This window comes from Streptomyces puniciscabiei (assembly GCF_006715785.1).
Lineage (GTDB): Bacteria > Actinomycetota > Actinomycetes > Streptomycetales > Streptomycetaceae > Streptomyces > Streptomyces puniciscabiei.
Map to the genome: position 1 here is coordinate 4,342,717 of NZ_VFNX01000001.1, position 24,649 is coordinate 4,367,365.

21 protein-coding genes and 1 pseudogene are annotated in these 24,649 nt (G+C 71.0%); 11 read left to right on the forward strand and 11 right to left on the reverse strand.

All coding sequences use genetic code 11. The annotated features are described in order from the left end of the window. The first annotated feature begins 59 nt into the window (after positions 1–59). The 6 genes from FB563_RS20035 to FB563_RS20060 all read left to right on the forward strand — a co-directional run bounded on the left by FB563_RS20035 (position 60) and on the right by FB563_RS20060 (position 5,760). Positions 60–2,708 carry a CocE/NonD family hydrolase gene (locus FB563_RS20035; RefSeq protein WP_055705048.1) on the forward strand — a complete coding sequence of 883 codons (2,649 nt, stop codon included), beginning with the start codon at positions 60–62 and terminating at the stop codon, positions 2,706–2,708. After that, positions 2,705–3,559, forward strand: a complete 855-nt coding sequence (locus FB563_RS20040; RefSeq protein ID WP_055705047.1) for an ABC transporter permease — start codon at positions 2,705–2,707, stop codon at positions 3,557–3,559. The genes FB563_RS20035 and FB563_RS20040 overlap by 4 nt, the downstream gene beginning before the upstream one ends. 304 nt (positions 3,560–3,863) lie before the next feature. Further along, on the forward strand, positions 3,864–4,157 hold the full coding sequence (locus FB563_RS20045; protein WP_055705046.1) for a hypothetical protein: 294 nt from the start codon (positions 3,864–3,866) through the stop codon (positions 4,155–4,157). Between the two features lie 453 nt (positions 4,158–4,610). Then, entirely contained in the window at positions 4,611–4,943 is a 333-nt protein-coding gene (locus tag FB563_RS20050) for a hypothetical protein (RefSeq protein WP_055705045.1), read from the forward strand. Positions 4,944–5,001: 58 nt separating this feature from the next. Further along, positions 5,002–5,334 (forward strand): hypothetical protein, encoded by a 333-nt coding sequence (locus FB563_RS20055; RefSeq protein ID WP_142218829.1) that lies wholly within the window; start codon positions 5,002–5,004, stop codon positions 5,332–5,334. Between the two features lie 93 nt (positions 5,335–5,427). After that, positions 5,428–5,760, forward strand: coding sequence for a hypothetical protein (locus FB563_RS20060; protein WP_142218830.1), 333 nt, complete (start codon positions 5,428–5,430; stop codon positions 5,758–5,760). 142 nt (positions 5,761–5,902) lie between these two features. Here the strand turns inward: FB563_RS20060 and FB563_RS20065 are convergent, their stop codons facing one another. Beyond that, complete coding sequence (locus tag FB563_RS20065) at positions 5,903–6,193, reverse strand: hypothetical protein (protein ID WP_055705043.1); 291 nt, start codon at positions 6,191–6,193, stop codon at positions 5,903–5,905. Positions 6,194–6,478: 285 nt separating this feature from the next. Between FB563_RS20065 and FB563_RS20070 the strand changes: the two genes are divergently transcribed. Continuing rightward, on the forward strand, positions 6,479–7,663 hold the full coding sequence (locus FB563_RS20070) for a glycosyltransferase family 4 protein (RefSeq protein WP_055705042.1): 1,185 nt from the start codon (positions 6,479–6,481) through the stop codon (positions 7,661–7,663). An 8-nt stretch (positions 7,664–7,671) separates the two neighbouring features. Here FB563_RS20070 and FB563_RS20075 read toward each other — a convergent pair whose 3' ends face one another. Beyond that, positions 7,672–9,048, reverse strand: coding sequence for a hypothetical protein (locus FB563_RS20075; protein WP_063797043.1), 1,377 nt, complete (start codon positions 9,046–9,048; stop codon positions 7,672–7,674). Positions 9,049–9,719: 671 nt separating this feature from the next. Here FB563_RS20075 and FB563_RS20080 point away from each other — a divergent pair. Then, entirely contained in the window at positions 9,720–10,010 is a 291-nt protein-coding gene (locus FB563_RS20080; protein ID WP_055705040.1) for a hypothetical protein, read from the forward strand. 40 nt (positions 10,011–10,050) lie between these two features. Here the strand turns inward: FB563_RS20080 and FB563_RS20085 are convergent, their stop codons facing one another. Then, the gene (locus FB563_RS20085; protein ID WP_107100558.1) at positions 10,051–11,271 is read right to left on the reverse strand and encodes a glycosyl hydrolase family 28-related protein; all 1,221 of its coding nucleotides are present in this window, start codon (positions 11,269–11,271) and stop codon (positions 10,051–10,053) included. 182 nt (positions 11,272–11,453) lie between these two features. On the opposite strand from FB563_RS20085, the pseudogene FB563_RS20090 reads away from it, so the two are divergent. Then, a pseudogene (locus tag FB563_RS20090) lies at positions 11,454–12,164 on the forward strand (CDP-alcohol phosphatidyltransferase family protein); the annotation flags it as partial. Here FB563_RS20090 and FB563_RS20095 read toward each other — a convergent pair. From FB563_RS20095 to FB563_RS20115, 5 genes are read right to left on the reverse strand one after another with little or no spacing between them, the layout of a single operon-like run. Then, positions 12,048–12,569 carry an FAD synthase family protein gene (locus tag FB563_RS20095; RefSeq protein WP_107100557.1) on the reverse strand — a complete coding sequence of 174 codons (522 nt, stop codon included), beginning with the start codon at positions 12,567–12,569 and terminating at the stop codon, positions 12,048–12,050. The pseudogene FB563_RS20090 and the gene FB563_RS20095 overlap by 117 nt on opposite strands. Before the next feature lie 5 nt (positions 12,570–12,574). Continuing rightward, positions 12,575–14,128 carry a fibronectin type III domain-containing protein gene (locus FB563_RS20100; protein ID WP_234357636.1) on the reverse strand — a complete coding sequence of 518 codons (1,554 nt, stop codon included), beginning with the start codon at positions 14,126–14,128 and terminating at the stop codon, positions 12,575–12,577. A 43-nt stretch (positions 14,129–14,171) separates the two neighbouring features. Continuing rightward, positions 14,172–15,710, reverse strand: a complete 1,539-nt coding sequence (locus tag FB563_RS20105; protein ID WP_055705038.1) for a lipopolysaccharide biosynthesis protein — start codon at positions 15,708–15,710, stop codon at positions 14,172–14,174. Next, a complete protein-coding gene (locus tag FB563_RS44940) occupies positions 15,707–17,257 on the reverse strand; it encodes a YveK family protein (protein WP_055705037.1) in 1,551 nt (516 codons plus the stop codon). The genes FB563_RS20105 and FB563_RS44940 overlap by 4 nt, the downstream gene beginning before the upstream one ends. After that, positions 17,254–18,765 (reverse strand): hypothetical protein, encoded by a 1,512-nt coding sequence (locus tag FB563_RS20115; RefSeq protein ID WP_234357634.1) that lies wholly within the window; start codon positions 18,763–18,765, stop codon positions 17,254–17,256. The genes FB563_RS44940 and FB563_RS20115 overlap by 4 nt, the downstream gene beginning before the upstream one ends. Positions 18,766–18,978: 213 nt before the next feature. On the opposite strand from FB563_RS20115, the gene FB563_RS20120 reads away from it, so the two are divergent. Beyond that, entirely contained in the window at positions 18,979–19,959 is a 981-nt protein-coding gene (locus FB563_RS20120; protein ID WP_055705036.1) for an NAD-dependent epimerase/dehydratase family protein, read from the forward strand. A gap of 27 nt (positions 19,960–19,986) precedes the next feature. Continuing rightward, the gene (locus FB563_RS20125; RefSeq protein ID WP_055705035.1) at positions 19,987–21,186 is read left to right on the forward strand and encodes a glycosyltransferase family 4 protein; all 1,200 of its coding nucleotides are present in this window, start codon (positions 19,987–19,989) and stop codon (positions 21,184–21,186) included. Between the two features lie 67 nt (positions 21,187–21,253). Here FB563_RS20125 and FB563_RS20130 read toward each other — a convergent pair whose 3' ends face one another. Genes FB563_RS20130 through FB563_RS20140 form a run of 3 tightly spaced genes read right to left on the reverse strand, consistent with a single transcriptional unit; the run spans position 21,254 to position 24,463 of the window. Then, positions 21,254–22,411 (reverse strand): glycosyltransferase, encoded by a 1,158-nt coding sequence (locus FB563_RS20130; protein WP_055705034.1) that lies wholly within the window; start codon positions 22,409–22,411, stop codon positions 21,254–21,256. Continuing rightward, positions 22,408–22,977 carry an LbetaH domain-containing protein gene (locus FB563_RS20135; protein ID WP_055705033.1) on the reverse strand — a complete coding sequence of 190 codons (570 nt, stop codon included), beginning with the start codon at positions 22,975–22,977 and terminating at the stop codon, positions 22,408–22,410. The genes FB563_RS20130 and FB563_RS20135 overlap by 4 nt, the downstream gene beginning before the upstream one ends. 13 nt (positions 22,978–22,990) lie before the next feature. Next, positions 22,991–24,463, reverse strand: coding sequence for a sugar transferase (locus FB563_RS20140; RefSeq protein ID WP_199832752.1), 1,473 nt, complete (start codon positions 24,461–24,463; stop codon positions 22,991–22,993). Positions 24,464–24,649: the final 186 nt, after the last annotated feature.

Consider the following 24,649-nt stretch of genomic DNA (forward strand, 5'->3'; position numbering starts at 1 on the left):
GCCGGGGGTTCAGCCCACCGGCTCCCTCGGTTGTCGGTGGCGGCCCGTACCGTTGAGGCATGGATCTTCGGGTGCCCTCCTGGCGAGGGCTGCTCAAGGGGCCGCGCCGGCTCGTCGCCGCCGCGGCCGCCGTCGTGGTGCTGGCCGGCGCCGGCACATGGACGGCCGCCGCATCCGGTGACACGCCCCCGCCGCACCGGACCGACCAGGTCATGGCGGTCGACGGCGTCCGCCTGGACACCTCGTTCTTCACCCCGGCCACCGCCGGACGGCACCCTGCCATTCTGCTGGCGCACGGCTTCGGCGGCAGCAAGGACGACATGCGGCAGCAGGCCGAGGACCTCACCCGGGACGGGTACGCGGTCCTGACCTGGTCCGCGCGCGGCTTCGGCAGGTCCACCGGGAAGATCGGGCTCAACGACCCGCAGGGCGAGGTCGCCGACGCCTCCCGGCTCATCGACTGGCTGGCGCGGCGGCCCGAGGTCCAGCTCGACAAGCCCGGCGACCCGCGCGTGGGCATGGCCGGCGGCTCCTACGGCGGCGCGATCTCCCTGCTCACCGCGGGGTACGACCACCGGGTCGACGCCATCGCCCCGGCCATCACGTACTGGAACCTCGCCGACGCCCTGTTCCCGGACGGCGTCTTCAAGAAGCTGTGGGCCGGCGTCTTCTTCAACACCGGCGGCGGCTGTGCCCGCTTCGAGCCGGCGCTGTGCCGCATGTACGACAGGGTCGCCGAGTCCGGCACCCCCGACGCGGCCGCTCGCGAGCTGCTCCAGCAGCGCTCGCCCTCGGCCGTCGGCGCCCGCATCAAGGTGCCCACGCTGCTGCTGCAGGGCCAGACCGACTCCCTGTTCACCCTCGGCCAGTCCGACGCCGCCCAGGAGGCGATCCGGGCGAACGGCGCACCCGTCGACGTCGACTGGATCGCGGGCGGCCATGACGGCGGGGACATGGAGACCGGCCGGGTGCAGGCACGCGTGCGTGCGTGGTTCGACCGGTACCTGAAGCGCGACGCCTCGGCCGACACCGGCCCGGCCTTCCGGATCACCCGCACCGGAGGCGTGAACTCCACCGACGGCACCGCCCAGTTGCGCGGCGCGACCGCCGCCGCCTACCCCGGCCTGCGCGCCCACCCGCACGCCCTCCCGCTGACCGGCGGCACGCAGAAGGTCACCAACCCGGCCGGCGCCAGCCCGCCCGGTGTCTCCGCGCTGCCCGGCCTCGGGGGCTCCGGCGGCCTGTCCCAGCTGTCCGCGCTCGGCCTCGGCGTCTCCCTCGACTTCCCCGGGCAGTACGCCAGGTTCGACTCCGCGCCGCTCACCCGCGACCTGCAGATCACCGGCACCCCGACCGCGACCGTCCACATCACCTCGACCAGCGCCGACGCCGTCCTGTTCGGCAAGGTCTACGACGTCGGCCCCGGCGGCACCCGGCAGGTGCTGCCCGCCCAGCTCGTCGCCCCCTTCCGGGTGACCGGCGCCCGGGCCGGCAAGGACGTCGCCGTCACCCTCCCGGCCATCGACCACAAGGTGCAGAAGGGCCACCGGCTCCGCCTGGTCCTCGCCTCCACCGACCTCGGTTACGCCTCACCGGCCGCCCCAGCCACGTACACCGTCTCCCTCAGGGGAGACCTGAGCGTGCCGACGGCGCCCGCCGTCACCACCGCCGCGGCACCCCTGCCCGCCTGGGTCTGGTGGCTCCCGGCGGCCGGCGCGGCGGTCGCGCTCGCCCTGCTGCTCACCGCCCGCCGCCGTACGGCCGGCCCCGCACCCGACCCCGAGCTGGCCGAAGTGCCGCTCGTCATCAAGGACTTGAGCAAGCGGTACGCGAAGTCCGCCGACCGGTACGCGGTGCGCGAGCTGTCCTTCCGGGTGGAGAAGGGCCAGGTGCTCGGCCTGCTCGGACCCAACGGCGCGGGCAAGACCACCACCCTGCGCATGCTGATGGGCCTGATCACCCCGGACGACGGTGAGATCCGCGTCTTCGGCCACGCGATCCGGCCCGGCGCGCCCGTGCTGTCGCGGGTCGGCGCCTTCGTGGAGGGCGCGGGCTTCCTGCCGCACCTGTCCGGCCGGGAGAACCTGGAGCTGTACTGGAAGGCCACCGGCCGCCCGCTTCAGGACGCCCACCTGGAGGAGGCCCTGGAGATCGCCGGGCTCGGCGACGCGCTCGCCCGCGCGGTGCGCACCTACTCGCAGGGCATGCGCCAGCGCCTCGCCATCGCCCAGGCCATGCTCGGCCTGCCCGACCTGCTCATCCTCGACGAGCCCACCAACGGCCTCGACCCGCCGCAGATACGGGAGATGCGCGAGGTGATGATCCGCTACGCGGCCGGCGGCCGTACGGTGATCGTCTCCAGCCATCTCCTCGCCGAGGTCGAGCAGTCCTGCACCCACCTGGTGGTGATGGACCGCGGCCGGCTCGTCCAGGCCGGTCCCGTCGGTGAGATCACCGGCTCCGGTGACACGCTGCTGGTCGGCACAGCGGCCCCCGTGGAGGAGCCGGTCGTGGAGAAGGTGGCCGTGCTGCCCGGCGTCGCCTCCGCCGCGCGCACCGACGGCGGGCTGCTGATCCGGCTGGACCCCGGCGGCACGGCCGAGCGGCTGGTCGCGGAGCTGGTCCGGCTCGAGGTGCCCGTCGCCTCGGTAGGCCCGCACCGCCGCCTCGAAGACGCCTTCCTCACCCTGATCGGAGGTTCCGCATGAGCACGCTCGCCGAGGTCGCCTCCGGTTACCGGACGCGGCACACCCTGCCCCTGCGGGTGGAGCTGGTCCGCCAGCTCAAGCGGCGCCGCACCCTGATCATGGGCGCCGTCCTCGCCCTGCTGCCGTTCGTGCTGCTGATCGCCTTCGCGATCGGCGGCGACCCGTCGGACCGCAACGGCCGGATCACCCTGATGGACACGGCCACCGCGTCCGGCGCCAACTTCGCCGCGGTGAACCTGTTCGTCTCGGCCGGCTTCCTGCTGGTGATCCCGGTCGCCCTGTTCTGCGGGGACACGGTCGCCTCGGAGGCGAGCTGGTCCTCCCTGCGCTATCTGCTCGCCGCGCCCGTGCCGCGGGCCCGGCTGCTGTGGTCCAAGCTGGCCGTGGCGCTCGGGCTGAGCCTCGCCGCGATGATCCTGCTCCCGCTGGTCGCCCTCGCGGCCGGTACGGCCGCCTACGGCTGGGGCCCGCTGCAGATACCGACGGGCGGTGCGCTGGACACCGGGACGGCGGCGGCGCGCCTGGCGGTGACCGTGGCGTACATCTTCGTGTCCCAACTGGTCACCGCCGGGCTCGCGTTCTGGCTGTCGACGAGGACGGACGCCCCGCTCGGCGCGGTCGGCGGCGCGGTCGGTCTGACCATCGTCGGCAACGTCCTGGACGCCGTCACCGCGCTCGGCCACTGGCGCGACTTCCTGCCCGCGCACTGGCAGTTCGCCTGGGCCGACGCCGTCCAGCCGCGCCCTGAGTGGTCCGGCATGATCCAGGGCACCGCGATCTCGGTGACGTACGCGCTGGTGCTGTTCGCCCTGGCCTTCCGGGGATTCTCCCGAAAAGACGTGGTGTCATAGTTTTCTTTTACGATCAATCGATTCGCCGACCACATGTGAATAACTTCAGGGAATCCAGAGTAATGCGCTTCTTCACTCCCTTTGTATTCACGCGTATGGAGTAGTGCCTCGCTTTGAATCGACTGCGGACTGCTATGTTCTGCGTCTGTCGGATCAGAGGTAACTTCAAGTGAGGTGAATCATGAAGAAGGCAGTTTTCACCACTGCGGCATTGGCCATTGGTGCGGGTCTTGTGGGTGGTTCCGCCGTGGCGGCTTCGGCCGCCACCAAGGCACCTGCCCCCCAAACCGGCCCGCTCGGCCTCATGTCCCAGACCGAGGTGACTCCGGCGCTCGTGCCCGCGGCGGACACGGTGATGCGGGTGGCCAAGCAGGGCAACCTCACCAAGGGCAGCGCGTTCGACGCCCAGTCGTCGACGGTCACCGGCAAGAACAAGGCGGCCAAGGTCTCCGGGGTGTACCTGGACGGTATGGGCCGCAGCAGCAACAAGAAGCCCGCGATTCCGGTGAAGAATCCGCTCGGCTCGGGCTCCGTTCAGCTCCACCCGCTCAACGGGCCGACCAGCTCCGGCGTCGGCAGCCTGCTCAACCAGGGGTGACACGGAAACCGCTCGCAAGACAGAGACGGGACCGGAATTCCGACACTCTGATCCGGTTCTGGTCCGCCGAAGACCCCGACCCGCGGCCGACGCCGCAGTGCCGCGGGGTGGGAACGCCCCGGTGGACGCCTGGTTCGACCCCCGTTCGGCGCCTCTGAGCCACCAGCTCCAGAGGTCGCGGCCGGACCGGTGGCTCCGTACCCGCCCGGCGCCCGATGCGTGCCGGAAAATACGCCTCAAGCCTGTCCGGCCCACTGGACTCCTCCTTGCCAGTGGGCCGGACGCACGTCGGGCTTATTACGGTGCATACGGTCGGGGTAATGGGCGGACGGAGTTGTTCCGCCATCCGGTGGAATCCGCTCCGAATGAGCGTTGTCCGCGTGACTTTTCGCCACATATTTCGGTTTCTTGCTATGTAAGCGCGGCTTACCGTGAATCCAGGAAGGAACCGAGTTGACCAGGAAGTTCGCGGTCGTCACTGCCCTCGCCCTCAGCGCCCTCTGCGGCAGCGCCGGCGTTGCCTCCGCCCACTCGAACACGACCGACGTCACTGGCGGTGGCGGCTTTTCGGAGTCCCCGGTCGTCGTGAACGCCCCCCAGCAGGGTGTGGTTGTCGTCAACGGCTCGCTCATCGACGGCCGCTGCATCGCGCCGTGGTCCAACGGTGCCGTCGGCGTCCTCGGCGGCGCCGCGACCATCGCGCCGAACTCGCACTACGCCGCCTGCAACACCGCGACGGTCGACCAGTCACAGAAGGCCCCTTACCAGGGCGGCTGGCTCTTCTGACCCCTGCTCCGAGTCGTCCGAGCAGGTGAACCCCCTCGCAGTCCGGAAAGGACACTCCATGCGTAACAAGGTTACGGCCATCTCCGCCCTCGCCGCGGGCGTCGTCCTCGCGGCCACCGGCACTGCCGCAGCCGACAACTGCACGACGGTCACCGGCGGCAACGGCTTCTCGTCGTCCCCGGTTGTCGTGAACGCCCCGCAGCAGGGCGCCGTGATCTCCAACGGCACGCTCGTCGATCTGCGCTGCGTCGCGCCCTGGTCCAACGGCGCCGTCGGCGCCGTCATCGGTGGCGCCGCGACCATCGCGCCGAACTCGCACTACGCCGCCTGCAACACGGCCAAGGTCGACCAGTCGCAGAAGGCTCCGTACACCGGCGGCCTGTTCTTCTGAGCCCCCCTTTGCGCTCCGAACCATCCGGAGCTGGGCGGGGACGTCGGCAGACGTTCCCGCCCGACCCGCCCCTCCCATCTGAAAGGCGCATCCATGCGTAAGAAGGTTACGGCCCTGTCCGTCCTGGCCGCAGGCCTCGTCCTGGCGGCCGGTGGCGCCGCTGCGGCCGATGACAACAACACCAACGTCACCGGCGGCGACGGCTTCTCGGAGTCCCCGGTCGTCGTGAACTCCCCTCAGCAGGGCCTCCTCGTCTCCAACGGCTCGCTCGTCGACGGCCGCTGCATCGCGCCGTGGTCCAACGGTGCCGTCGGCGTCCTGGGCGGCGCCGCGACCATCGCGCCGAACTCGCACTACGCCGCGTGCAACACGGCGCCGGTCGACCAGTCGCAGCTCGGCTCGTACACCGGCGGCCTGTTCTTCTGAGCAGTCCTCAGCAGCCTGGCGGCCCGCCGACGCTCGGCGGGCCGCCATCTGCTTTTCCCGCACACCGCTTTTCCCGCAACACGAAGAAGGCCGGCTCCGCGGCAGGCGGAGCCGGCCTTTGCGGCCCGGCAGGGCATGTCCTCTACTTGAGCGGAAGCGCCACGGGCGGCTTGCCGTTGAGGGGGTTCGGCAGGGCGCCGCCGAAGACGGGCGTCTTGACCACGCCGGACTTCTTCACGCCCTGCGCCGTCTGCTTGACGTTGCTGGCCAGTTCACCCGTCGGCATCTCGGCTGCGTGGGGGAGGGTGCGGGCGACCGACTTCCCGTCCTCGAGGAGGCCCTGACCCGGCAGGTCCGCGGCAACAGCGGGCGCCGCAGCGCCGGCGATGGCCAGAGCGCCGGCCATGAGCGCGGCAGCCTTCAGATTCTTCATTGGGTTCCTTTCATCTGGCTTCCGCTGGGCTAACGAGTGAAAGTCGCCGCGGGAAACTCCGGGGCGACAAGTTCCCGGAACTCATACATCCTGAATGACTAGGCGACATTTTTATCGGATTAATCCCCTGAATGAGGGCGTGTTTTCGACACGGTTGACGGCTTCCCGGGAAAAGACGGATAAGCGGCTAGTGTTGCCTACTGAATCCGATGCGTTTATGCCGAAACTGCGTTCACGCGCTCCGTGACGCGTTCGGAATGTTTCTTCGGAAGGGAAGCCCTGGTCATGCGCATTCCCCTCGGTTCCGTCCCGCGCCGTGCGACGCGGTCCGCCGCACGCGAGCCGCACGTCCTGCACATCACGCAGCCCGTGGAGGGCGGCGTCGCCCGGTTCGTGGCGGATCTGGCGGCGGCACAGCGCGCCGCGGGACTGCGTGTCGCCGTGGCCTGCCCACGGGGCGGCATGCTCACGGACGCCCTGCGCACGGCCGGCTGCCGGGTCCTGCCCTGGGACGCGACCCGCGCGCCGGGGCCCCAACTCCCCGGTGAGGTGGCGAGACTGGCACGGCTCCTGCGCGAGGTGCGGCCCGACGTGGTGCACGCGCACAGCGCGAAGGCGGGGCTCGCGGCACGGCTCGCGGTGCGCGGCCGGCTCCCGACCGTCTTCCAGCCGCACGTGTGGTCGTTCGAGGCCGTGGACGGCGTCATGGCCCAAGCGGCGCTGCGCTGGGAGCAGTTCGGGGCGCGCTGGGCGACGCGTGTGCTGTGCGCGAGCGAGGCGGAGCGGCGTACCGGGGAACAGAGCGGTATCACCGCCGAGTGGCAGGTGATTCCCAACGGCGTCGACACGAGCAGGTTCCGGCCGGAGGGCAGCACCGCCCGGTCCACGGCGGGCCCACTCGTCGTGTGCGTGGGGCGGTTGTGCCGGCAGAAGGGCCAGGACGTGCTCCTGGAGGCCTGGCCCGCCGTCGTGCGGCAGGAGCCCGCCGCCCGGCTGGTGCTGGTCGGCGACGGTCCGGACGCCGACCGGCTGCGGGCGCTCGCGCCCGCGTCGGTGGAGTTCGCCGGCCCGGCACCCGACGCCGCCCCCTGGTACCGGGCCGCCGACGTCGTCGTCCTGCCGTCCCGCTGGGAGGGCATGGCACTCGTGCCGCTGGAGGCGATGGCCTGTGCCCGGCCCGTCCTGGTCACGGACGTGGACGGGGCACGCGAGAGCCTGCCGCCCGGGCATCTGCCGCACTGCCTGGTGCCGCCGGAGGACCCCGACCTGCTGGCACGGGCCCTGACGGCGCTGTTGCGCCGGGCACCGCTGCGCGCGGCACTGGGCGCGCAGGGCCGCGCGCACGTGCTCGCCGCCCACGACGTACAGCAGACCACGGACGCGGTGATCGACGTGTACCGCGAACTGCTCGGCACCACCGCGACGCCGGTCCTGGTACCCAACCAGAGCAGGGAGTCCATCACCACATGACCGGCCCCTCAGGCGCTCAGGTCCAGCGGCTCCGAACGGGGTGTCGTGTGCTTCCCGTCGGTGACGGCGATCGTGTACCGGTGACGTGAGCCGGCAGGGACGGAATCCGTGTACGCCATCTCCGGCCGGTCCCATTCGACCGACCGCTGCCTCGGCGAGGCCACGAGCTCACCGTCCCGGTAGATCAGGTACGTCAGCTGCGCGTCGTCCCTGTCCCATGCGGCACGCCAGGTGAGCCTGACCCTTCCGGTGCGGGCCCGCTCGCCCGTGAGACGGGGTGCCGCCTCCGGGGCCGCGTCGCCGGGTCCGGCCCCGAAACGCGTCAGGCCCTGCTGCGGCTTGCCGTTGACCATGGTGAACTCGCCGCCCGCCCAGAGGACCCTCCCGGCCGTCACGAGCGTTCGGGGGCCGACTCCCTCACCGATGCCGTCATCGGTGTCGGGGAACCAGTGCAGGATGCTCCGGTCACCGATCGACTGGGCCAGGAAGTGCCGCCGGGGTCCGTCGGGGAAGCCGCCGGGGGTGAGGCCGCAGTAGTGGGCGTGGGAGGCGCTGTACAGGACGTTCCTGTACACGACGACATCCTGGGTGGCGCCCAGGCAGGTGTCCTTCCAGACCATCGTGCCGTCGTTCAGCCGGCCCGCGACACGGCCGTCGAAGATGCCCGTCCCCTCACCCTCGGCGCCCAGGTAGAAGCGGTCGCCGTTGCGGGTCAGCGAGGTCACCGAGGATCGTTCCGGCAGCCAGTCCGGGAAGGACTTCACCGTGGCGCCGGTCGTGGGATCAAGGGCGACCAGTGCCTGCTCCCGCTTGCCGTTGACGTGGTGGAAGTCGCCGCCGAGGAGCACCTTGTTCCGGTCGGGTGCCGCGAGGACGGCCCGGACCGGCTCGTCGATGTCCGCCTTGAACGGCAGCAGTGTGCCGCTGCGGCTGAACGCCGCGGCGCGCCTTCTCTCCCGGCCGTCGACGACGGTGAAATCCCCGCCCAGGTACACGGTCGCACCGGTGGTCTCGATGGCCCGCACGGTCGCCGTCACGGCGGGGCGGAAGTCCCGCCGCAGCGAGCAGTCGGCCGTGTTGAGCGCGACCGCACTGGCCACACCGGTGTGGTCGACCTTGCCGAACGATCCACCGGCATACAGCACTTTGCCGTCGGGCGATGCCTTCAGTGCCCGTACCGTCCCGCCGCCACCCGTGAAGGAGTGGGCGCACGGGAGTAGTTCGCCGGTCGCCGCGTCGAAGGCCGCGAAGTTCTTCCTGACCACTGCCTTGTGGCCGGGCTTCGCGCCGGGCGGGCGCACGCTGCCGAAGGTGCCTCCGACGTAGACGACGCCGCGTGCGTACTCGACCGACCAGACGACACCGTCCGTCTGCCAGGTCGGCAACGGCGCGGCGGTCCAAGCGGTTTCACGATGCGGGGGCTCTTCCCCACGCGGGATTCTCCCGTCATGCAGGCTCTGTGTGTCGCGTGCCTGCGCGCCGAAAGCGGAGGTGAGCGAAGCGGCCGCCAGGAGGAACACCGTGCAAGCCGTGGTCGCGGTCCTGGTCGTGCTTTTCCTTGGGTGCATGGAACTCGAAAGTAGACACCCGGTCCGGCATTACTGCGATGCCGCGACGGCGCGCTCAGCCCTTCAGGCCCTTACCTGCGCTCGAATGGCCTAGGAAAAGGAGTCGCAACCCGTGACGGCATGTTATCCGTGCGAATCTCGGGCGAATCGGTACCCGATTTCTGGTACCCAAGCAACGAGGAGGAGTACTCGTCATGCGAGTAGCTGCCCGAACAAAGACGCAGTCACGGCGGTTGAGTTGGGGAGCGGGGCTCGCCGGCGTCGGCCTGACCGCGAGCGTGGCATTCGGCCTCGCTGTCGGACCCGCGTCGGCCCACGCCATGCCCCGGGCGACGCAGGCGTGCACGTCGTGCAAGACGACGACCCAGCCCCCGACCGGGTGCTCGACGTGCCAGACGAAGCCGCCCGCGTCCGGGTGCGGGTGTCACACGCCGCCCCCTCCGCCGACCTGCCCCGCGGGCACGACCGCGGTCAGCGTCATCAACCCCATGACCAGGTCCGTCGCGATCCCCGGCGACGGGAACTTCCAGCTCACCGTCAGCAGCACCGCCCAGGGGCAGGTGTTCAGCTTCAGCATCCCCACTTCCGCCCACCGGGCGGCTGTCCGGGTCATCGTGACGGGTGGCACCGCCGGCTCCAGCGTGGTTACCTACGACAGCTCGAACGGTCACCCCGAAGGCATCGCGGCGGACGGACCGCTGCACGCCCCGGTCAACTCGGCCGGCAAGTTTGCGGACCTCACCCGCATCGACTTCTGCCTGAAGACCACCAAGTACTGAAGACACACGGCTGAGGGGGCCCGGGACGTCCCGGGCCCCCTCAGCCGTGCCGCGGGGCCGGGCCGGGCGCCGCCGCCGGGGTGCTGGGCGTCACCGGGGGAGCCGCGGCGCCCGGGGGCTCGGTGTCGATGCAGTCGATGAACCGTACGAAGGGGGCGGTGCCGTTGCGGTCGGTGACGGCGAACTGGGTCCGCGGGTGGTTCCGGAGCAGGCACATGTCGTACCGGACGACGGTCGGCAGGGCCCCCTGCCCCTGCGTTGGCCGGAACTGGTGGCGGCCGACGAGCTGACAGGAGTCGTAGCGGATCAGGGGTCCGCGCGGGCCCACCGTGTAGCGGTGCGGGCGGACTTCGGCGGAGAAGTCCTTGAAGGCGTTCGCGGTGTCGTCGCAGTCGGTGAAGTGGACCGTTCCGCTGCTCCAGACGCAGTCGATGATCCGCACGTCGGGGTTGCGCACCTCGAACCGGATGTCCTGGGCGTGGAAGCGCTGCACCGAATCGTGGTGCTGGCTGACCGGGAAGCGGAAGAAGGTGCTGGTGGTGCCGTACTCCGCGGTGTTCTGGGGGCGTTTGCCGGTGATGATGTAGGAGCCGCCGCGGCAGGAGATGGATCCGCCGTAGGGGAACTCCAGGAAGTTGCCCCACTCGTATTCGACCTTTATGTCGGTGAACCAGTAGTTCAGGAACTGGTCCTGCTCGTTCGGGCTGGCCTGTTTGTGCCCTGTGAGCCCTGAGTAGAGGAACGCCTTGCGGTAGCTGCCGGCGACCGTGCAGGCCTGCCACAGCATTTCCGAGTTGGTGTTCGTTCCGTCGAGGGCCAGGCCGTATTCCCATTCCCCGAGCCACTCGCACTCGTAGAACCGGTAGTCCTGAGCCTCTCCGTCGGAGTACGAACTGAAGAAGGACGCACCCGGTGTGTCGGAGCGGAACCGCATGCGCTCGAAGGTGACGTTCGCCCAGCAGTCCTCATTGCGGCACAAGTAGGAGCCCGGGCCGGTGCCCGGGCGGAAGACGAGGGTGGTCATGTTCTTGCCCGCTCCGACGAAGCGCAGGCCGTTCGCGGGCCGGGGCGGGGCGACGCCGTTCAACAGGGCGTGCGGGCGGGTGATGAGGAAGTCGCCGGCGGGAATGTCCACCACCAGTCGGCCGACCCCGTCGCGGACGCGGGCGGCGGCGAGCGCGTAGGCAGTTTCGAACGCCTGTGTGTCATCGGTGCGTCCGTCGCCCACGGCACCGAGGTCGACGACGTTGACCGAGGACATGGGCCCGACGGCGCGGTCTCTGGCGGACGCACTTTTGGCGGAAGCGCTGCCCGTGGGGAAGGCCGCCCCGACCAGCAACGATGTTCCGCCGCGCAGAACGTGCCGACGATTGCGGGCCTTCTCGCCACTCGCTTCTGTCATAGTTGCCTTCCTTTCTCACTTGATTGTCACCAAGGAGGGGTATGGCCGAGTTCGCGGAGATGCTGAGGCAGCTGTCGGCGGCACAGAAGTCGGCGAAAGGGGTGTCGGCCTACACCCGGTTCGTCAACCGACCGGCCGGCCGTGTGATGGCGGTACTGGCCTCCCGGATGGGTGCGACGCCCAATCAGCTGACGTTGCTCAGTGCGCTTTTCACTTTTCCGGCCCTGGCGACCGTGGCCCTGCTGCGGCCCGGGGTCGGGATGTCGGTCTGTGTCGCGGTGGCCTTGTCCCTGGGTTTCGCCCTGGATGCCGCGGACGGTCAGCTCGCGCGGAGCCAGCGCGCCACGAGCCTGTCGGGCGAATGGCTGGACCATGTGCTGGACTGCGTCAAGATCGTCAGTCTGCATCTGGTGGTGCTGGTGGCGTTCTACCGCTTCTTCGCCCTTCCCGACCCGCTTTTTCTGCTGGCCCCCATGACCTTCCAGCTGGCGGCGGTGGCGATCTTCTTCGCCGGTATTCTCACCCAGCAGCTCAAGCAGCAGGCGGTGGCGGGAAGGGGCGGCGGTGCCGCCGCCTCGGCGTGGGGTTCCGTCCTGCTCCTGCCGGTCGACTACGGTACGACCTGCGTCTGCTTTCTATTTCTGGGCAGTCCCGACCTCTTCCTTGCCCTGTACTGCATGCTGACAGCGGCTCATGTCCTGTTCGTGGTGGCCTTCCTCGTGAAGTGGTTCCGCGAGCTGCATCAGCTCCAGCGCCCTGCGCAGTAGCGTGCTGGACGTGTGGGCGGTGTAGGGGAAATAGACGACTTCGACACCGACCTTCGCGAACCGGCGTTCGAGGATCTCCCATTTGGGGGTGCCCTTCCAGTCGTCTCCCTTGAACACGACGTCAAAGCCGACCTGTTTCCAGATCTGCAGTTTGTCCACGTGTGTCTCCACGACGACGTCGTCGACGTACCGCACGCTGCGGACGATCTCCATTCGCTCGGCCAGCGGGATCACCGGCGGCCTGCCCTTGAGGCGCTTGGTCAGCTCGTCGGAGGCCACCCCTGCAACGAGGCGGTCGCAGTGCCGGCGTGCCCTGCCCAGAATGGTGAGGTGCCCGATGTGGAACAGGTCCCAGACGCCGGACGCGTACCCGGTGCGTGTCGCTTCCACGGGTGTCACGCTCCGTTCGGCCGGTTGCGTCGCGCGGGCACCGTCACGGACAGCGAGGAGGACCGGGGCGAGACGCGGGTGCCATTGGTGACCTCGATCGTGTACCGGTGGCGGGTGCTGGCGGCCACGGAGTCGGTGTAGCTCATGTCCGGAAGCTCCCAGGACGTGGATGGCCTGGCCTGCCGGGAGATGAGCTTTCCGTCCCGGTAGAGCCGGTAGGTCAGGACCGAGGTGTTGCGGTCCCATGCGGCACGCCAGCCGAGGGTGACCTTTCCCGGGCGCGCGGACACGAGCGTGAGCGCGGGCGGCCGGGGCACGCTCGCGGGGGCCGTGGTGCCGAAGCGGGTGAGTCCCTGCTGGGGCTGGTCGTTGACCCGGGTGAACTCACCTCCGACCCACAGGGTGTTCCCCGCCAGGGTCAGGGCGCGTGGACCCACTCCCTCGCCGAGTCCGCGGTCGGTGTCGGGGAACCAGTGCAGGATTCTCCTGTCGCTGAGCGACTGGGCCAGGAGGGTGTGCCGGACACCTTGCTCGGGAAAGCCGCCGGGGGTCCGGGAGCAGTCGTGCGCGTGGGAGGCGCTGTAGAGAACGCCGTTGTGGGGTAGCACGGCCTGGGTGGCGCCGCGGCAGGTGTCCTTCCACACCATCGCGCCGTCGCGGAGACGGCCCGCGATGCGTCCGTCGAAGATGCCCGGCCCGTTCCCTTCGGCACCGATGTAGAAGCGGGAGGCGTCCTGCGCGATCGACTTGACCGTCGAACGGGGCGGCAGCCAGCCCGGATACGTGCGGACCGTCGCTCCGGTGGTGCCGTCCAGTGTGACCAGGGAGCGGACCTGGCTGCCGTTGACCCACTCGAAGTCGCCTCCGACCAGGAGGTCGCGTTGCCCGGGTACGGCGGCCAGGGCGCGGACCGGAAGGTCGACGTCCGCGTGGAAGGGCAGGAGAGAGCCCTCGCGGGTCAGGGCGGCGACGCGCTGCCTGGCGCGGCCGTCGACCTGTTCGAAGTCGCCGCCGAGGTAGACCGTCTGCCCGGTCGTCTCGATGGCGCGGACGGTCGCGGACACCGCGGGCCGGAAGTCCCTGCGCAGGGTGCAGCCGCCGGTGTCCAGGGCCACCGCGTTGGCCACGCCCGTGGCCCCGACGCGGCCGAAGTTGCCGCCCACGTACAACACCCGGCCGTCGGCGGAGGCCTTCAGGGCCCGTACCGTGCCGGCGCTGTACGGGCCGCCACCGGAGGTGAAGGAGGGGGCGCAAGGCAGCAGCCGCCCGGTCGCCGCGTCGAACGCGGCGAAGTTGTGCCGGGTGACCTGCCGGGTGCCGGGGGCGGCGCCCGGTGGGCGGACGGCACCGAAGGAACCCCCGGCGTACACGACACCGCGGGCGTAGGCCAGGGACCAGACGATGCCGTCCGTCTGCCAGGTGGCCAGCGGATCGGCGGAGAGCGTTGCCGGTTCGTGCCCTGCGGCCGCGGCGGCGGGAGAGCAGAGCAGGGTGCCTGCGCACATGAGCGCGGCAGCCGTACCGGTGACCGCCTTCTTGCGGAGCTTGCTCTGGCGCAAGGGACACCTCGGAGGGAAGGGGCGGGCGGGTTGAGGCGATGCCTCAAGCGGTGCGACGGCGCAGCACCTGGGCCAGCTCGCTCACTCCCAGCGGCGTGCGGTATCGCCACAGGAAAGTACCAAATACGAACATTCCGATAGTCAGGCTGTAGGCGAGTCCTGACGGTGTGTCACCCGACAGGGTGCGCACACCTGCCAGCACCACCGAAACGGCCGCGGCGACACCGAGGGCGCGTGTGTAACCGGCGGCCACGGTCGTGAAGCCGAGGCGCAGCCCGACCAGCAGGGCGGCCGAGAGGTTCTCGACGACGACGGCCGCACCCCAGGAGACGGCTGCGCCGAGGATCCCCCACCGGGGCACGGCGAGGAGGCCCACGGTGAGCTGCACGGCGAACGCCGCGGCGGTGCAGGCCAGGTGCCACGTGCTCTTGCCGGCCATGAGGAGCACGGTCTGGGCGTTGCCGACCGCCACATTGACGACGGCCGCGGCGCACAGGACGACGAGCGCAGGCGCTCCTTGCGTGAACTCCGGCCCGAACACGGCGAGGACGGTGCGCGGAAAGCCGGCGATCAGGACGAACAGCGGCCAGGAGAACAGGACGATCCAGCAGGTCGAGACGCGGTGCAGGTGCTGGGCCTCGGCGGTCTCACCGACGGCGAGGAGCCGGCTGAGCTGGGGCGCGACGGCCAGGCGGACGGCGAGCTGGAGGAGGGTGCCCGCGGTGACCACGCGGCCGATGGCCGTGTAGATGCCCGCCTCGGCGTCGGTGGCCAGCGCCGACAGGAGGATGACCCCGACCCAGACCGCGCTGATGTCGAAGACGGAGGACACCGCGCGAGGCGCGGCGAAGGCCCAGAACTCCCGCCAGGACACAGCGGGGTCGCCCACGGGTGCCGCCGTGGACCGGGGAGTCCGGCAGCGGCGCAGGCCCAGCCATGCGGCCAACAGCCCGGCCAGTGCCGGCAGCAGCCAGGCCGCCGCCAGGGACAGCAGGCCGGGCGCCCAGTACGCCACGGGCACTGCGATCAGCACCCGGAGCACGGGCTTGCCGATCTGTTCCACGGAGACGAACGGCACCACCGTGCCGTAGCCCTGCGTGGCGCCCAGCAGGACGAGGCTGACCGTGGCAGCCGGCAGGACCAGGCCGAAGAACCGGATCAGGGCGAGCGCGTCGGCGCGCGGCAGGTGCGGCAGGAGCGTCGTGGCCACACCGGGGTACAGCAGCACGGCGGCGGTCGCCGTGGCGGCGGCCACCGCCGGGAGGACCGCCATGCGCAGCAGGGAGCCCACCGAGCGGCCGCCGTTGAGGGCGAGATCCCCGGGGAGAAAGCGGACGAGCCCGGTGTCGGCGCCGAGCTTGCAGACGTTGCTGGCAATGGTGAACACGGCGACACCCGTGAAGATCGCCCCGGCCCCCTGGGCTCCGACCGCCCGAGTGATCAGGCCGACCAGCAGGAAGGCGAACACGGCGTTCGTCGCGGAGCCCATCGCGCCCCAGAACCCGCCCCGGGCGGCGGCGGCGACCGTGCTGCGGGCAGGAGCCCCGGTGGTGGCAGGAGGGGCCGCCCCGGGCGCCGTCATCCCCTGGAGGCCGTCAGGGTGTCATGCTGTCCCGCGGGCTGCGCGCCCGGCAGGACGCCCTCGGGCCCGGGGCCGGGCTTCGTGCGGCGGAGCACGGCGGCACCGCGCCGCGCCCGTCCGGCGTCGACCACGGCGCCCAGCAGCCGCGCGCCAAAACAGCTGATCAGCTCGCCCACCTGCCTGAGGTCCTCCCGCCGGGTGTCACATCCGGTGACCACCAGGACTCCGCCGGAGCGCTGGGCCGTCGCCGCCAGCGCACTCGGGTGCTCCAGCAGGGACCCGCCGGCGATGACCGTGATGGGCGAGCAGGTGTCGGACGCCGTCCGGTCCGTCGCCTCGGGCACGTCGGTGTGCGGGGGCCGGCCGTTGCCGCCACCGGGTCGGAGAACGAACCGTCCCGCCCGGCCCGCGTCGACGAGGACAGCTCCCTCGGGCAGGGAGGTCTCCTGCCCGGTGCGCTCCTCCTCGGGCACCAGCGGCAGGCCGGCGGCCAGGCCCGGAGTGTCGGGGTCGGCCTCCACGAGCACGACCTCCCGTCCGCACTCCGCGAAGGCCGCGGCCAGGTTCGCGGCGACCGCCCCGGCACTGTCGCCGGCCCGCGGTGCCACGACGAGGAGCCGGTCGCTGCCCGCCGAGAGCCCGGTGCGGACGGCCAGGGACCGATAGGCTCGGGTCCGGGCGCCATCCGTGCGGCCCACGGTCAGCACGGCGTCGCCCGCGCCGTCGTGTGGCAGGGTGGCCAGTACGGGAGCGCCCAGCGCGGCCTCGACCTCGCGGGCCGACCGTACCCGGCTGTCGAGGGCCGAGCACAGCCAGGCCAGCAGGACGCCCAGGACGGCACCGCCGGCCAGTCCGAGGACGGCCAGGACCCGCGCCCCCGGACCCGCGGGCCGGCTGGGTGCCACGGCCCTGCGGACGACGTCGCCGCCGTCGGTGTCGCGCGCGCTGATCTCGGCCGCGCGCCTGCGCAGGGTGTCGATCTCGCCGCCAGCGTTGTCCGTGTCCCTCCTCGGCTGCCGGGCCAGCGCGGTGATCTGCTGATTCACGCCGTCGACGGCCCGCCGCACCGCCGCGTCGTTACGGCTCCTGCGGTCGGCGAGATAGGCCTCCGCGAAGGCGTTGGCGCCACGTGCGGCCTGCCCCGGGCTGCCAGCGGTGAACTCGAAGTGCAGCACCTGGGACTTCCCCGGGTTGGTGACCCGGAGATGATCCTGCAGGGCCGCGACGCGGCTCTCCGGCTGTGCCAGGGTGTGCGCGGCCCGGACGGCGACGGCCGCGCTGGTGGCGATCTGCTGTTCGGTGACCATGCTGATCTGGTTGTCGACGGGCAGGCTGACCGTGTCGAACGGGTCGGCGCCGGCGCGGACCAGAACGTCACTGGTGGCACTGTAGGTGCCGGCGCAGTACCAGGCCGCGGCCAGCCCGCCGAGCAGGCCCAGGGCGACTCCCAGCGCCATCGCGACGCGGTGGCGCATCAGCAGGCGCAGTTGATCGCGGAGCTGTTCCGGTTGGTCGAAACGGTCGTCGAAGGGGATGGGGCCGGTCACAGGTGTCCTCCTGTGTGAGGAAGTGATGCGTGCGGGGTGAAGGGGGACAGCGGCGCCGGTACGGCGGAGTCGGCTGCCCGGCGGGCCGGCGCGGAGATGAGCAGCGGCACGGTCAGCAGCAGCAGCATCGGGCCGGTGATGCCGAGCAGGCTGCCGCGTAGGAACATCAACTGGTAGAAGGCGAAGGCGGGTACCACCAGGACCGCCAGGCTGCCGGGCCGGTCCTGCAGGCGGTCGCGGACCTCGTCCATCCGGCGTCCCGCCATGCCCAGCAGGCAGAACACGAGGGCCACGGCGGGCGGGCCGGCCCACAGATAGGCCTCGATCCACAGGGGCGCCGACAGGTTGAGGAAGTCGTAACCGGCGTACTGCGCCAGCGCGATGCCGGTGTCGTCGGGTTTGTCGGGCCATACCGAGCGCGGCACCAGGAAGAAGACCGGGCCGAGCGCCTGCCGGGGGGAGAACCCGTTCTCCCGTGCGTAGTCCAGACCGGTCTGCACCTGCTGGAAGGCGTCGTAGTCGCCCTTGGTGGTGAACTGCTCGGACAGTGAGACGACGGAGACCGCGTGCCGGTCGTCGTAGCGGAAGTAGTCGCTGTAGGGGAAGGCGACGAGCACCGTGCCGAGGACCGCGACGGCGAGTGCGCGGGAGGCCCGGGGCCGGCACAGCCGGGGCACGTTGAACAGCAGCGTCAGCAGCACCGTGCCGGCCCAGAACCTCGGCTTGCTGATGGGGTTGTTGACGATGAGGTTCACCCCGACCAGCAGCGGCAGCAGCAGCCACCGCAGGCCGCGCAGCATGCGGTCGCCGTTCGGCAGGCGCAGCAGGCTCAGCAGGGCCCAGAAGGCCGGCACGGACAGGGACCAGCTGCGCAGCGGCTGCAGGAAGGCGTCCGGCCCCGCGTCCAGGGCACCGGTTTCCCTGACGGCCTCACGGCTGGTGAAGTAGGCGCCGACGCCGCCCGATTGGCCGGGGATCAGCAACGCTGCGAGCGCCAGGGCCAAGCCGCACAACAGGAGGACCCGCCAGGGGGAGACGCGGCGCGCGAGCAGCCGTTCCAGCCTGCCGGGCCGGGCGGCGCGCAGACGCGCGCGCCCTGCGGCGTGAGCGGTTCCGGCACTGTAGGCGAGCAGCCCCAGCTCGACCAGCGCCACGGCCCACAGGGAGGTCTCCTCGCCGGCCCGGTACGGCCAGGGGTAGGTGTCCGAGCTGAGCATCGGCAGGGGTGCCAGCCCCAGCCAGATGTAGGAGAACATCCAGAATCCGAGGCCGACGAGCCGGATCCTGGGCGCGGTGAGCACCCGGGTGAGGGCGCCACCGGTGTGCGCCACGACGACGCCCTGCAGCACGAGCGCCAGCGGCAACGGCCCGTGGTGCGGCCGAAGGACCAGCACCGGCAGCAGGACGATCAGTACGACGGCCAGGACACAGGCCGCGGGCACACTGCGGACGCGAGTGCCCTGCTCCAGGACGGGCGTGGTCGGCGGGTGCTGCTGCGGAAACCTCACTGGCAGAGATATAGCGCCGTTATGCCGCAAGTCATCACAGGCGCGTATAAATCAGGCGCGATCCGCCCCTGTTGGCGGCAGGTGGGATATGGAGTCGAGCGCGCGCCAATGCGAGCAAAAAGGACATAACGGAATATTCTGTCCGCGCGCAAGCCGGTGACGACGACACGACCGGCCGCGTCCCAGATCCCCCCTTCACCCAAGGAGTTGTCCATGCACAAGCAGGTAGACGCCGTCGTAGCCGGTGGTGGGGGATTCATCGGCGGGCACCTCGTGGGCGCCCTGCTGGCCCAGGGGCTGACGGTCCGCTCCGTCGACATCAAGCCCCGGCACAAGTGGTACCAGGTCCACGAGGACGCCGAGAACGTGATCGCGGACCTGTCGCTCCTGGACAGCGCACGCGAGGGCGTCCAGGGGGCCCGGCAGGTGTACATGCTGGCCGCGGACATGGGCGGCATGGGCTTCATCGAGAACAACAAGACCGCGTGCATGATGTCGGTGCTCACCAGCACCCACATGCTGCAGGCCGCCCACGAGGCCGGTGCCGAGCGCTACTTCTACTCCTCCTCCGCGTGCGTCTACGCCGCTGGCAAGCAGACGGACCCGGACGTCACCGCGCTGAAGGAGGAGGACGCGTACCCGGCGCAGCCGGAGGACGGCTACGGCTGGGAGAAGCTCTTCTCGGAGCGCATGTGCCGGCACTACGCGGAGGACTACGGGTTCACCACCCGCGTCGCCCGCTACCACAACGTCTACGGCCCGCACGGCACGTGGGCCGGCGGCCGTGAGAAGGCCCCGGCGGCGGTGTGCCGCAAGGTGGCCGAGGCCGTGCTCTCGGGTGACCACCGGATCGAGATCTGGGGCGACGGGCAGCAGACCCGTTCGTTCATGTACATCGACGACTGCCTGCACGGCACGCAGATGATCATGCACGGGAACAGTGGGGCACCGGTCAACCTCGGCTCCTCGGAGCTGGTGACCATCAATCAGCTCGTCGACATCGTCGAGGAGATCGCGGGCATCCGCTGCGAGCGCGACTACAGGTGCGACGCTCCCCAGGGCGTCCGCGGCCGCAACTCCGACAACACCATGATCCGTGAGATCTACGGCTGGGAACCCTCGATCCCCCTGGTCAGCGGCCTGGAGCGGACCTACGCCTGGGTCTACGACCAGGTGAAGCGCTCGCAGGGCTGAGCCCCGGTGCGAGGGCGCGACAAGCCGATGAGGATCTTCGTTCACGACTACAGCGGTCATCCCTTCCAAGCCCAGCTCAGCCGGGAGCTGGCACACCGCGGGCACGCGGTGGTCCACTCGACCTGCGCGGCCTATCTCAGCGGCAAGGGTGACCTCGCGGCCGACGTCGCCGGCCTGCGCTTCGCCACCATCGGAGAGCGCACGGTGCTGAGAAAGCAGGCCTATGTGCACCGGCTCTTCCAGGAGACCCGGCTGGGCATCGAACTGGCCCGGCAGGTCGGACGTGAGCGGCCCGACGTGGCGCTGCTGTCCAACCTGCCCATCCCGGTCCTCACCGTGACCGCGGCGGTCCTGAAACGGTTGCGCATCCCCTGGGTGCTGTGGCACCAGGACATCACCGCGGTCGCCCTCGAGAGCTTCGCCGCCGCCGACGTCGCGGGCGCGATGGGCGTCGCGGCGAAGGTGTTCGGGGCCGGCGAGAAGTGGGCGGCCCGCCAGGCCGCGGCCATCGTGGTGATCGCCGACTCCTTCGTCGAGGTCCACCGCCGGTGGGGCACCGCCGACAAGGTCACCGTGATCCCCAACTGGGCGCCGCTGGACGAGATCGTCCCCGTGACCAGGGACAACTCATGGTCGCAGGAGCAGCGGCTGAGTGGCGTGAAAACCCTGCTCTACGCCGGCACGCTCGGCTTGAAGCACAATCCCGTCCTGTTGGTGCAGCTGGTGGAGCGCCTGCGCCGGCGGGGCGAGCGGGTGCGTCTCGTCGTCGTCAACGAGGGCCCGGCCGTGCCCGTCCTCGAGGAGGCCGCCGCCGCCCGCGGGGTCGAGCTGACGCTGCTGCCCTTCCAGCCCTACCGGCGGCTGCCGGAGGTACTGGGCACGGGCGACGTGCTCGTCGTCCTGCTCGAAGGGGACGCCGGGATGTTCTCGGTCCCGTCGAAGACCCTGTCCTACCTGTGCGCCGGGCGTCCGGTGCTCGGTCTGATGCCCGCCGACAACCTGGCCGCCCGACTGCTGCACCAGGCCGGCTCGGCGGTCTTCCCGCCGCAGGAGTCCTCGCTGGACGACGCCGCCGACTGGGTCCGGGACGTCCTGTCCGACTCGGAACTCGCCGCGTCCCTGGGCAAGCAGAGCCGTGTCCTGGCCGAGGGCGAGTTCGCTCTGGAGGGTTCTGCCTCTCGTTTCGAGGACATCCTCAGGGCGGTGTCCGGCGCTGCGGCGCGCTGAGGCGGCGCGGTCGTCCGGGCCGGCGGACGGACTCCCCAAGGGTCTCCGTCCGCCGGCGCCGTCTCCGCTACCGCGAGGGCATCGCCCGCCGGGACGCGTCCCTCCCACGGGACCGGTCCCGGTAGATGGTCTCCAGGCGGTCCACCACCGCGCGGATGGAGAAGACCTCCTCGACCGCCCGGTGGCCGGCGTCGACCAGCCGCCGGCGCAGCCCCTCGTCGGTGAGCAGCCGGCCCACCGCCTCGGCCAAGGCCTCCGGGCTGCCATCGGTCACCAGCGCGGCCTGCCTGCCCGCCAGTTCCTTCGCGATGCCGCAGCTGCTCGTGCACACGACGGGCGTTCCTTCTGCCAGCGCTTCCAGGACCGTCATGGGGAACGGCTCGTTCACACTGGGCAGGACGTAGACGCCGGCCCTGCGGTAGGCGGCCAGCGCCGCGGAGTGCGCCAGCGGGCCGCCGTAGCGCACGACATCGGTCAGCCCACGGTCGGCGACGAGCTGCTTCACCTGGCCCAGCGATCCCTCGTCGGCGCCGTAGAGGGTGAACCGCGCCTCCGGGATCTCCTTGTGCACCAGGGCGGCCATCTCCACGAACGCCTCGGGGCGTTTACGCGGGTGCAGCCGGGCCAGGAAGATCACCTCGCGGGCGTCGCGCTCCCGCTCGTGCCGCGCCTCGGAGGACCGGCGCATCCCGTTGGCCAGCGTCACCAGCGGCGGTTGCGCCGTGCCCAGGACAGCGGTCAGGGCCCGCCGTTCCCGCTCGGTGAGCACGAGGCAGCAGCGCGCCCTGCGGAGCGAGGGGACGTAGACACTGTCGAAGACGCGCGCGACTTTACCTGTCCGGGGCTCGACCATGCCGTGTGTCTGGACGACGAAGTCGGCACGGCGCAGCCGGGCGACGGCGAGCGCGGCCAGGGACACGAGGTCCCTGCCGACATGGAGGTGCACCGCGTCGGCGCGCCCCATGGCCCGCCACAGGTCCCACAGCAGCAGGGGATGCATGAGGCCGAGGCACCCCTGCCCCGGGACCACGGTCCGCGCACGGCGGGAGACGAAGGGGACGGCGCCGATGCGCGGCGGAGCCGGCACGCCGCCCCGCCACAGCGACACCAGTCGCACGTCGTGGCCGCGTTCGGCCATCTCCTGCAACTGGGCGATCGCCACGCTCGGCGGGCCACCGAAGGTCCCGTCGTCGCTGACGAGCGTGACCACCTGGACCACTCTCATGCGCTGACCTCTTTCCTGTGTGCGGACGCGGTCGTCCCTGGCGCGCCGCCGCCCGCCGGCAGAACGGTGCCCGGCGCCAGATCCCGGTGTGCCACGGCGCCGGCGCCCACCACGGCGCCTTCGCCGACGATGACACCGCGCAGGACGACCGCCCGGGCGGCGACCCAGCTGCCCGGCCGCAACCGGATGGGGCCGTTGTCGTACTCGAAGGTGGGGGAGCGGCGCAGATGGCTGCCCGTGCACAGCAGTGCGCCCTGCGAGATGCAGCAGTCGTTGCCGATCGCGACGGGTTCGAGATTGAGGATCCAGGCGGACTCGCCGATCCACACGTCGTCGCCGATCTCCAGCTTCCACGGCCAGTGCACCCGCACGCCGTGCCGGATCAGCACGCGCCGGCCGATCCGGGCGCCGAAGACCCGCAGCAGCGGGGGCCGCCAGCGGTCCGGGCACCACCACTTGACGAAGACGAGGTGCAGGACGGCGAACCAGGCGGCCTGAACCAGCAGGGGCTGCCCCTTGTCGTATCCGGCACCGGTGAAGCCACGCAGGGACCATGGTGCTGCCATGACGCTGTACCTTTCAGTAGGCGCCCTGGCCGTCCAGTACCGCGCGCACGGTGCGTGCCATCACGTTGACGTCCCCGGCCAGGGACCAGTTGTCGATGTACCGCAGATCGAGCGCGACGGTCTCGTTCCAGGAGAGATCCGCTCGTCCGCTCACCTGCCACAGCCCCGTCAGCCCCGGCTTGACGGCGAGTCGGCGCCTTTCCACCGGGTTGTACTTCACGACCTCTTCGGGCAGCGGGGGACGCGGCCCGACCAGGGACATGTGGCCGAGCAGGACGTTGAACAGCTGGGGCAGCTCGTCGAGCGAGTGGCGGCGCAGGAAGCGGCCGACGGGGGTGATGCGGGGGTCGCGCCGCATCTTGAACATGTGCCCGTCGTGTTCGTTCGCCTCTTCCAGCTCGCTCTGGAGCAGGTCCGCACCCACCACCATGGTGCGGAACTTCCACATGGGGAAGGGCGTGTGGTACCGGCCCACCCGCGTCTGCCGGTACAGGGCGGGCCCGGGCGAGCTGATCCGTACCGTCAGTGCCACCGCGAGAAGCACGGGGGACAGAAGGACGATCAGCAGCAGGGCGCCCACGCGGTCCACGACGGCCTTGAGCAGTGCCGGAAGCCCGTGGCGCGGGGGCGGGGCGATGTGCAGCATCGTCAGTCCGGCGGCCGAGGTCGCGCGCAGTCGGCGACGTGCCACGTCGACGATGCCGGGCAGCACGACGAGGGGGCAGCCCCGGTCGTGCAGCGCCCACGACAGCCGGCGCAGCCGCTCGCCCGCCATGTGGCGGCTCACCGCCACGAAGACCAGATCGGCCGCGAGTTCGTCGACGGCGGCGAGGACCCCCGCCGTGTCCGCCTCCGGTGCCTGGGGCGCCTCGTCGGTCAGCCGTTCGCACACGGCGACCCCCGAGGACACCGGGGCCGCGCCCACCGCGCAGGCGCCGACGACGACGTACCCGTGGTCGGTGCGCTGGGCGAGCTGCTCGACCACGGCGTCCACGAGAGGGCCTTCGCCGACGACCAGGACGCGACGCAGTGCGCGGGCGTCCCTGCGCGCGGCCCGCAGCCGGCGGTGGATCACCTTCTGGCAGGTCGCGGTGAGGAACAGCACCGGCAGCAGCGCGGTGAACGCCTCGATGTGGCCGTCGTCCGGGCCGCACAGCACCCGGAGCACGGCCAGGGCGCCGACCAGGATCAGCCAGTCCCTCAGCACGGCCCGCAGATCGACCGCGTCGGCCCAGACCCCGGACGCGTAGCGTCTGCTCGCCACTCCGATCAGGGGCCACAACACGGCCGCGGCACCCGCCACGAGCAGCGCACGCGGCTCTCCGCCCTGGAGGACCGCCTCCGTCACAGGCAGCCCCGCGCCGACGAAATCCACACAGACGGAAAGCGCGCCGTACCCGGGGGCCCGGGTGCCGTCGCCGTGAGCAGGTGTGTACGGCGTGGAGAAGGGCGCCTGCCCAGACACCACGTTGGTGGACCGCCCCATGGCTCTCCTTAGAAGCGCCAGCCGTTCTCATCGGCCACTACTTATATCAGGCATTCCTCACAAAACATGGCCATTACGTATGAGGTTGTGTTCGGTGACGAAGACACGCGAAAGGTATCTATGGAATATACGTAACGAATCCCAGCGCATGAGTACGATGAGGCCATTGACGAACCATCAGCCGCA

Coding starts and splice junctions, on each gene's coding strand:
- FB563_RS20070 (WP_055705042.1), top strand. CDS start 6,479: ATGCGCATTCCCCTCGGTTCCGTCCCGCGCCGTGCGACGCGGTCCGCC.
- FB563_RS20045 (WP_055705046.1), top strand. CDS start 3,864: ATGTCCCAGACCGAGGTGACTCCGGCGCTCGTGCCCGCGGCGGACACG.
- FB563_RS20105 (WP_055705038.1), bottom strand. CDS start 15,710: ATGACGGCGCCCGGGGCGGCCCCTCCTGCCACCACCGGGGCTCCTGCC.
- FB563_RS20040 (WP_055705047.1), top strand. CDS start 2,705: ATGAGCACGCTCGCCGAGGTCGCCTCCGGTTACCGGACGCGGCACACC.
- FB563_RS20055 (WP_142218829.1), top strand. CDS start 5,002: ATGCGTAACAAGGTTACGGCCATCTCCGCCCTCGCCGCGGGCGTCGTC.
- FB563_RS20035 (WP_055705048.1), top strand. CDS start 60: ATGGATCTTCGGGTGCCCTCCTGGCGAGGGCTGCTCAAGGGGCCGCGC.
- FB563_RS20140 (WP_199832752.1), bottom strand. CDS start 24,463: ATGGGGCGGTCCACCAACGTGGTGTCTGGGCAGGCGCCCTTCTCCACG.
- FB563_RS20065 (WP_055705043.1), bottom strand. CDS start 6,193: ATGAAGAATCTGAAGGCTGCCGCGCTCATGGCCGGCGCTCTGGCCATC.
- FB563_RS20130 (WP_055705034.1), bottom strand. CDS start 22,411: ATGAGAGTGGTCCAGGTGGTCACGCTCGTCAGCGACGACGGGACCTTC.
- FB563_RS20085 (WP_107100558.1), bottom strand. CDS start 11,271: ATGTCCTCGGTCAACGTCGTCGACCTCGGTGCCGTGGGCGACGGACGC.
- FB563_RS20060 (WP_142218830.1), top strand. CDS start 5,428: ATGCGTAAGAAGGTTACGGCCCTGTCCGTCCTGGCCGCAGGCCTCGTC.
- FB563_RS20120 (WP_055705036.1), top strand. CDS start 18,979: ATGCACAAGCAGGTAGACGCCGTCGTAGCCGGTGGTGGGGGATTCATC.
- FB563_RS20135 (WP_055705033.1), bottom strand. CDS start 22,977: ATGGCAGCACCATGGTCCCTGCGTGGCTTCACCGGTGCCGGATACGAC.
- FB563_RS20080 (WP_055705040.1), top strand. CDS start 9,720: ATGACCAGGTCCGTCGCGATCCCCGGCGACGGGAACTTCCAGCTCACC.
- FB563_RS20125 (WP_055705035.1), top strand. CDS start 19,987: ATGAGGATCTTCGTTCACGACTACAGCGGTCATCCCTTCCAAGCCCAG.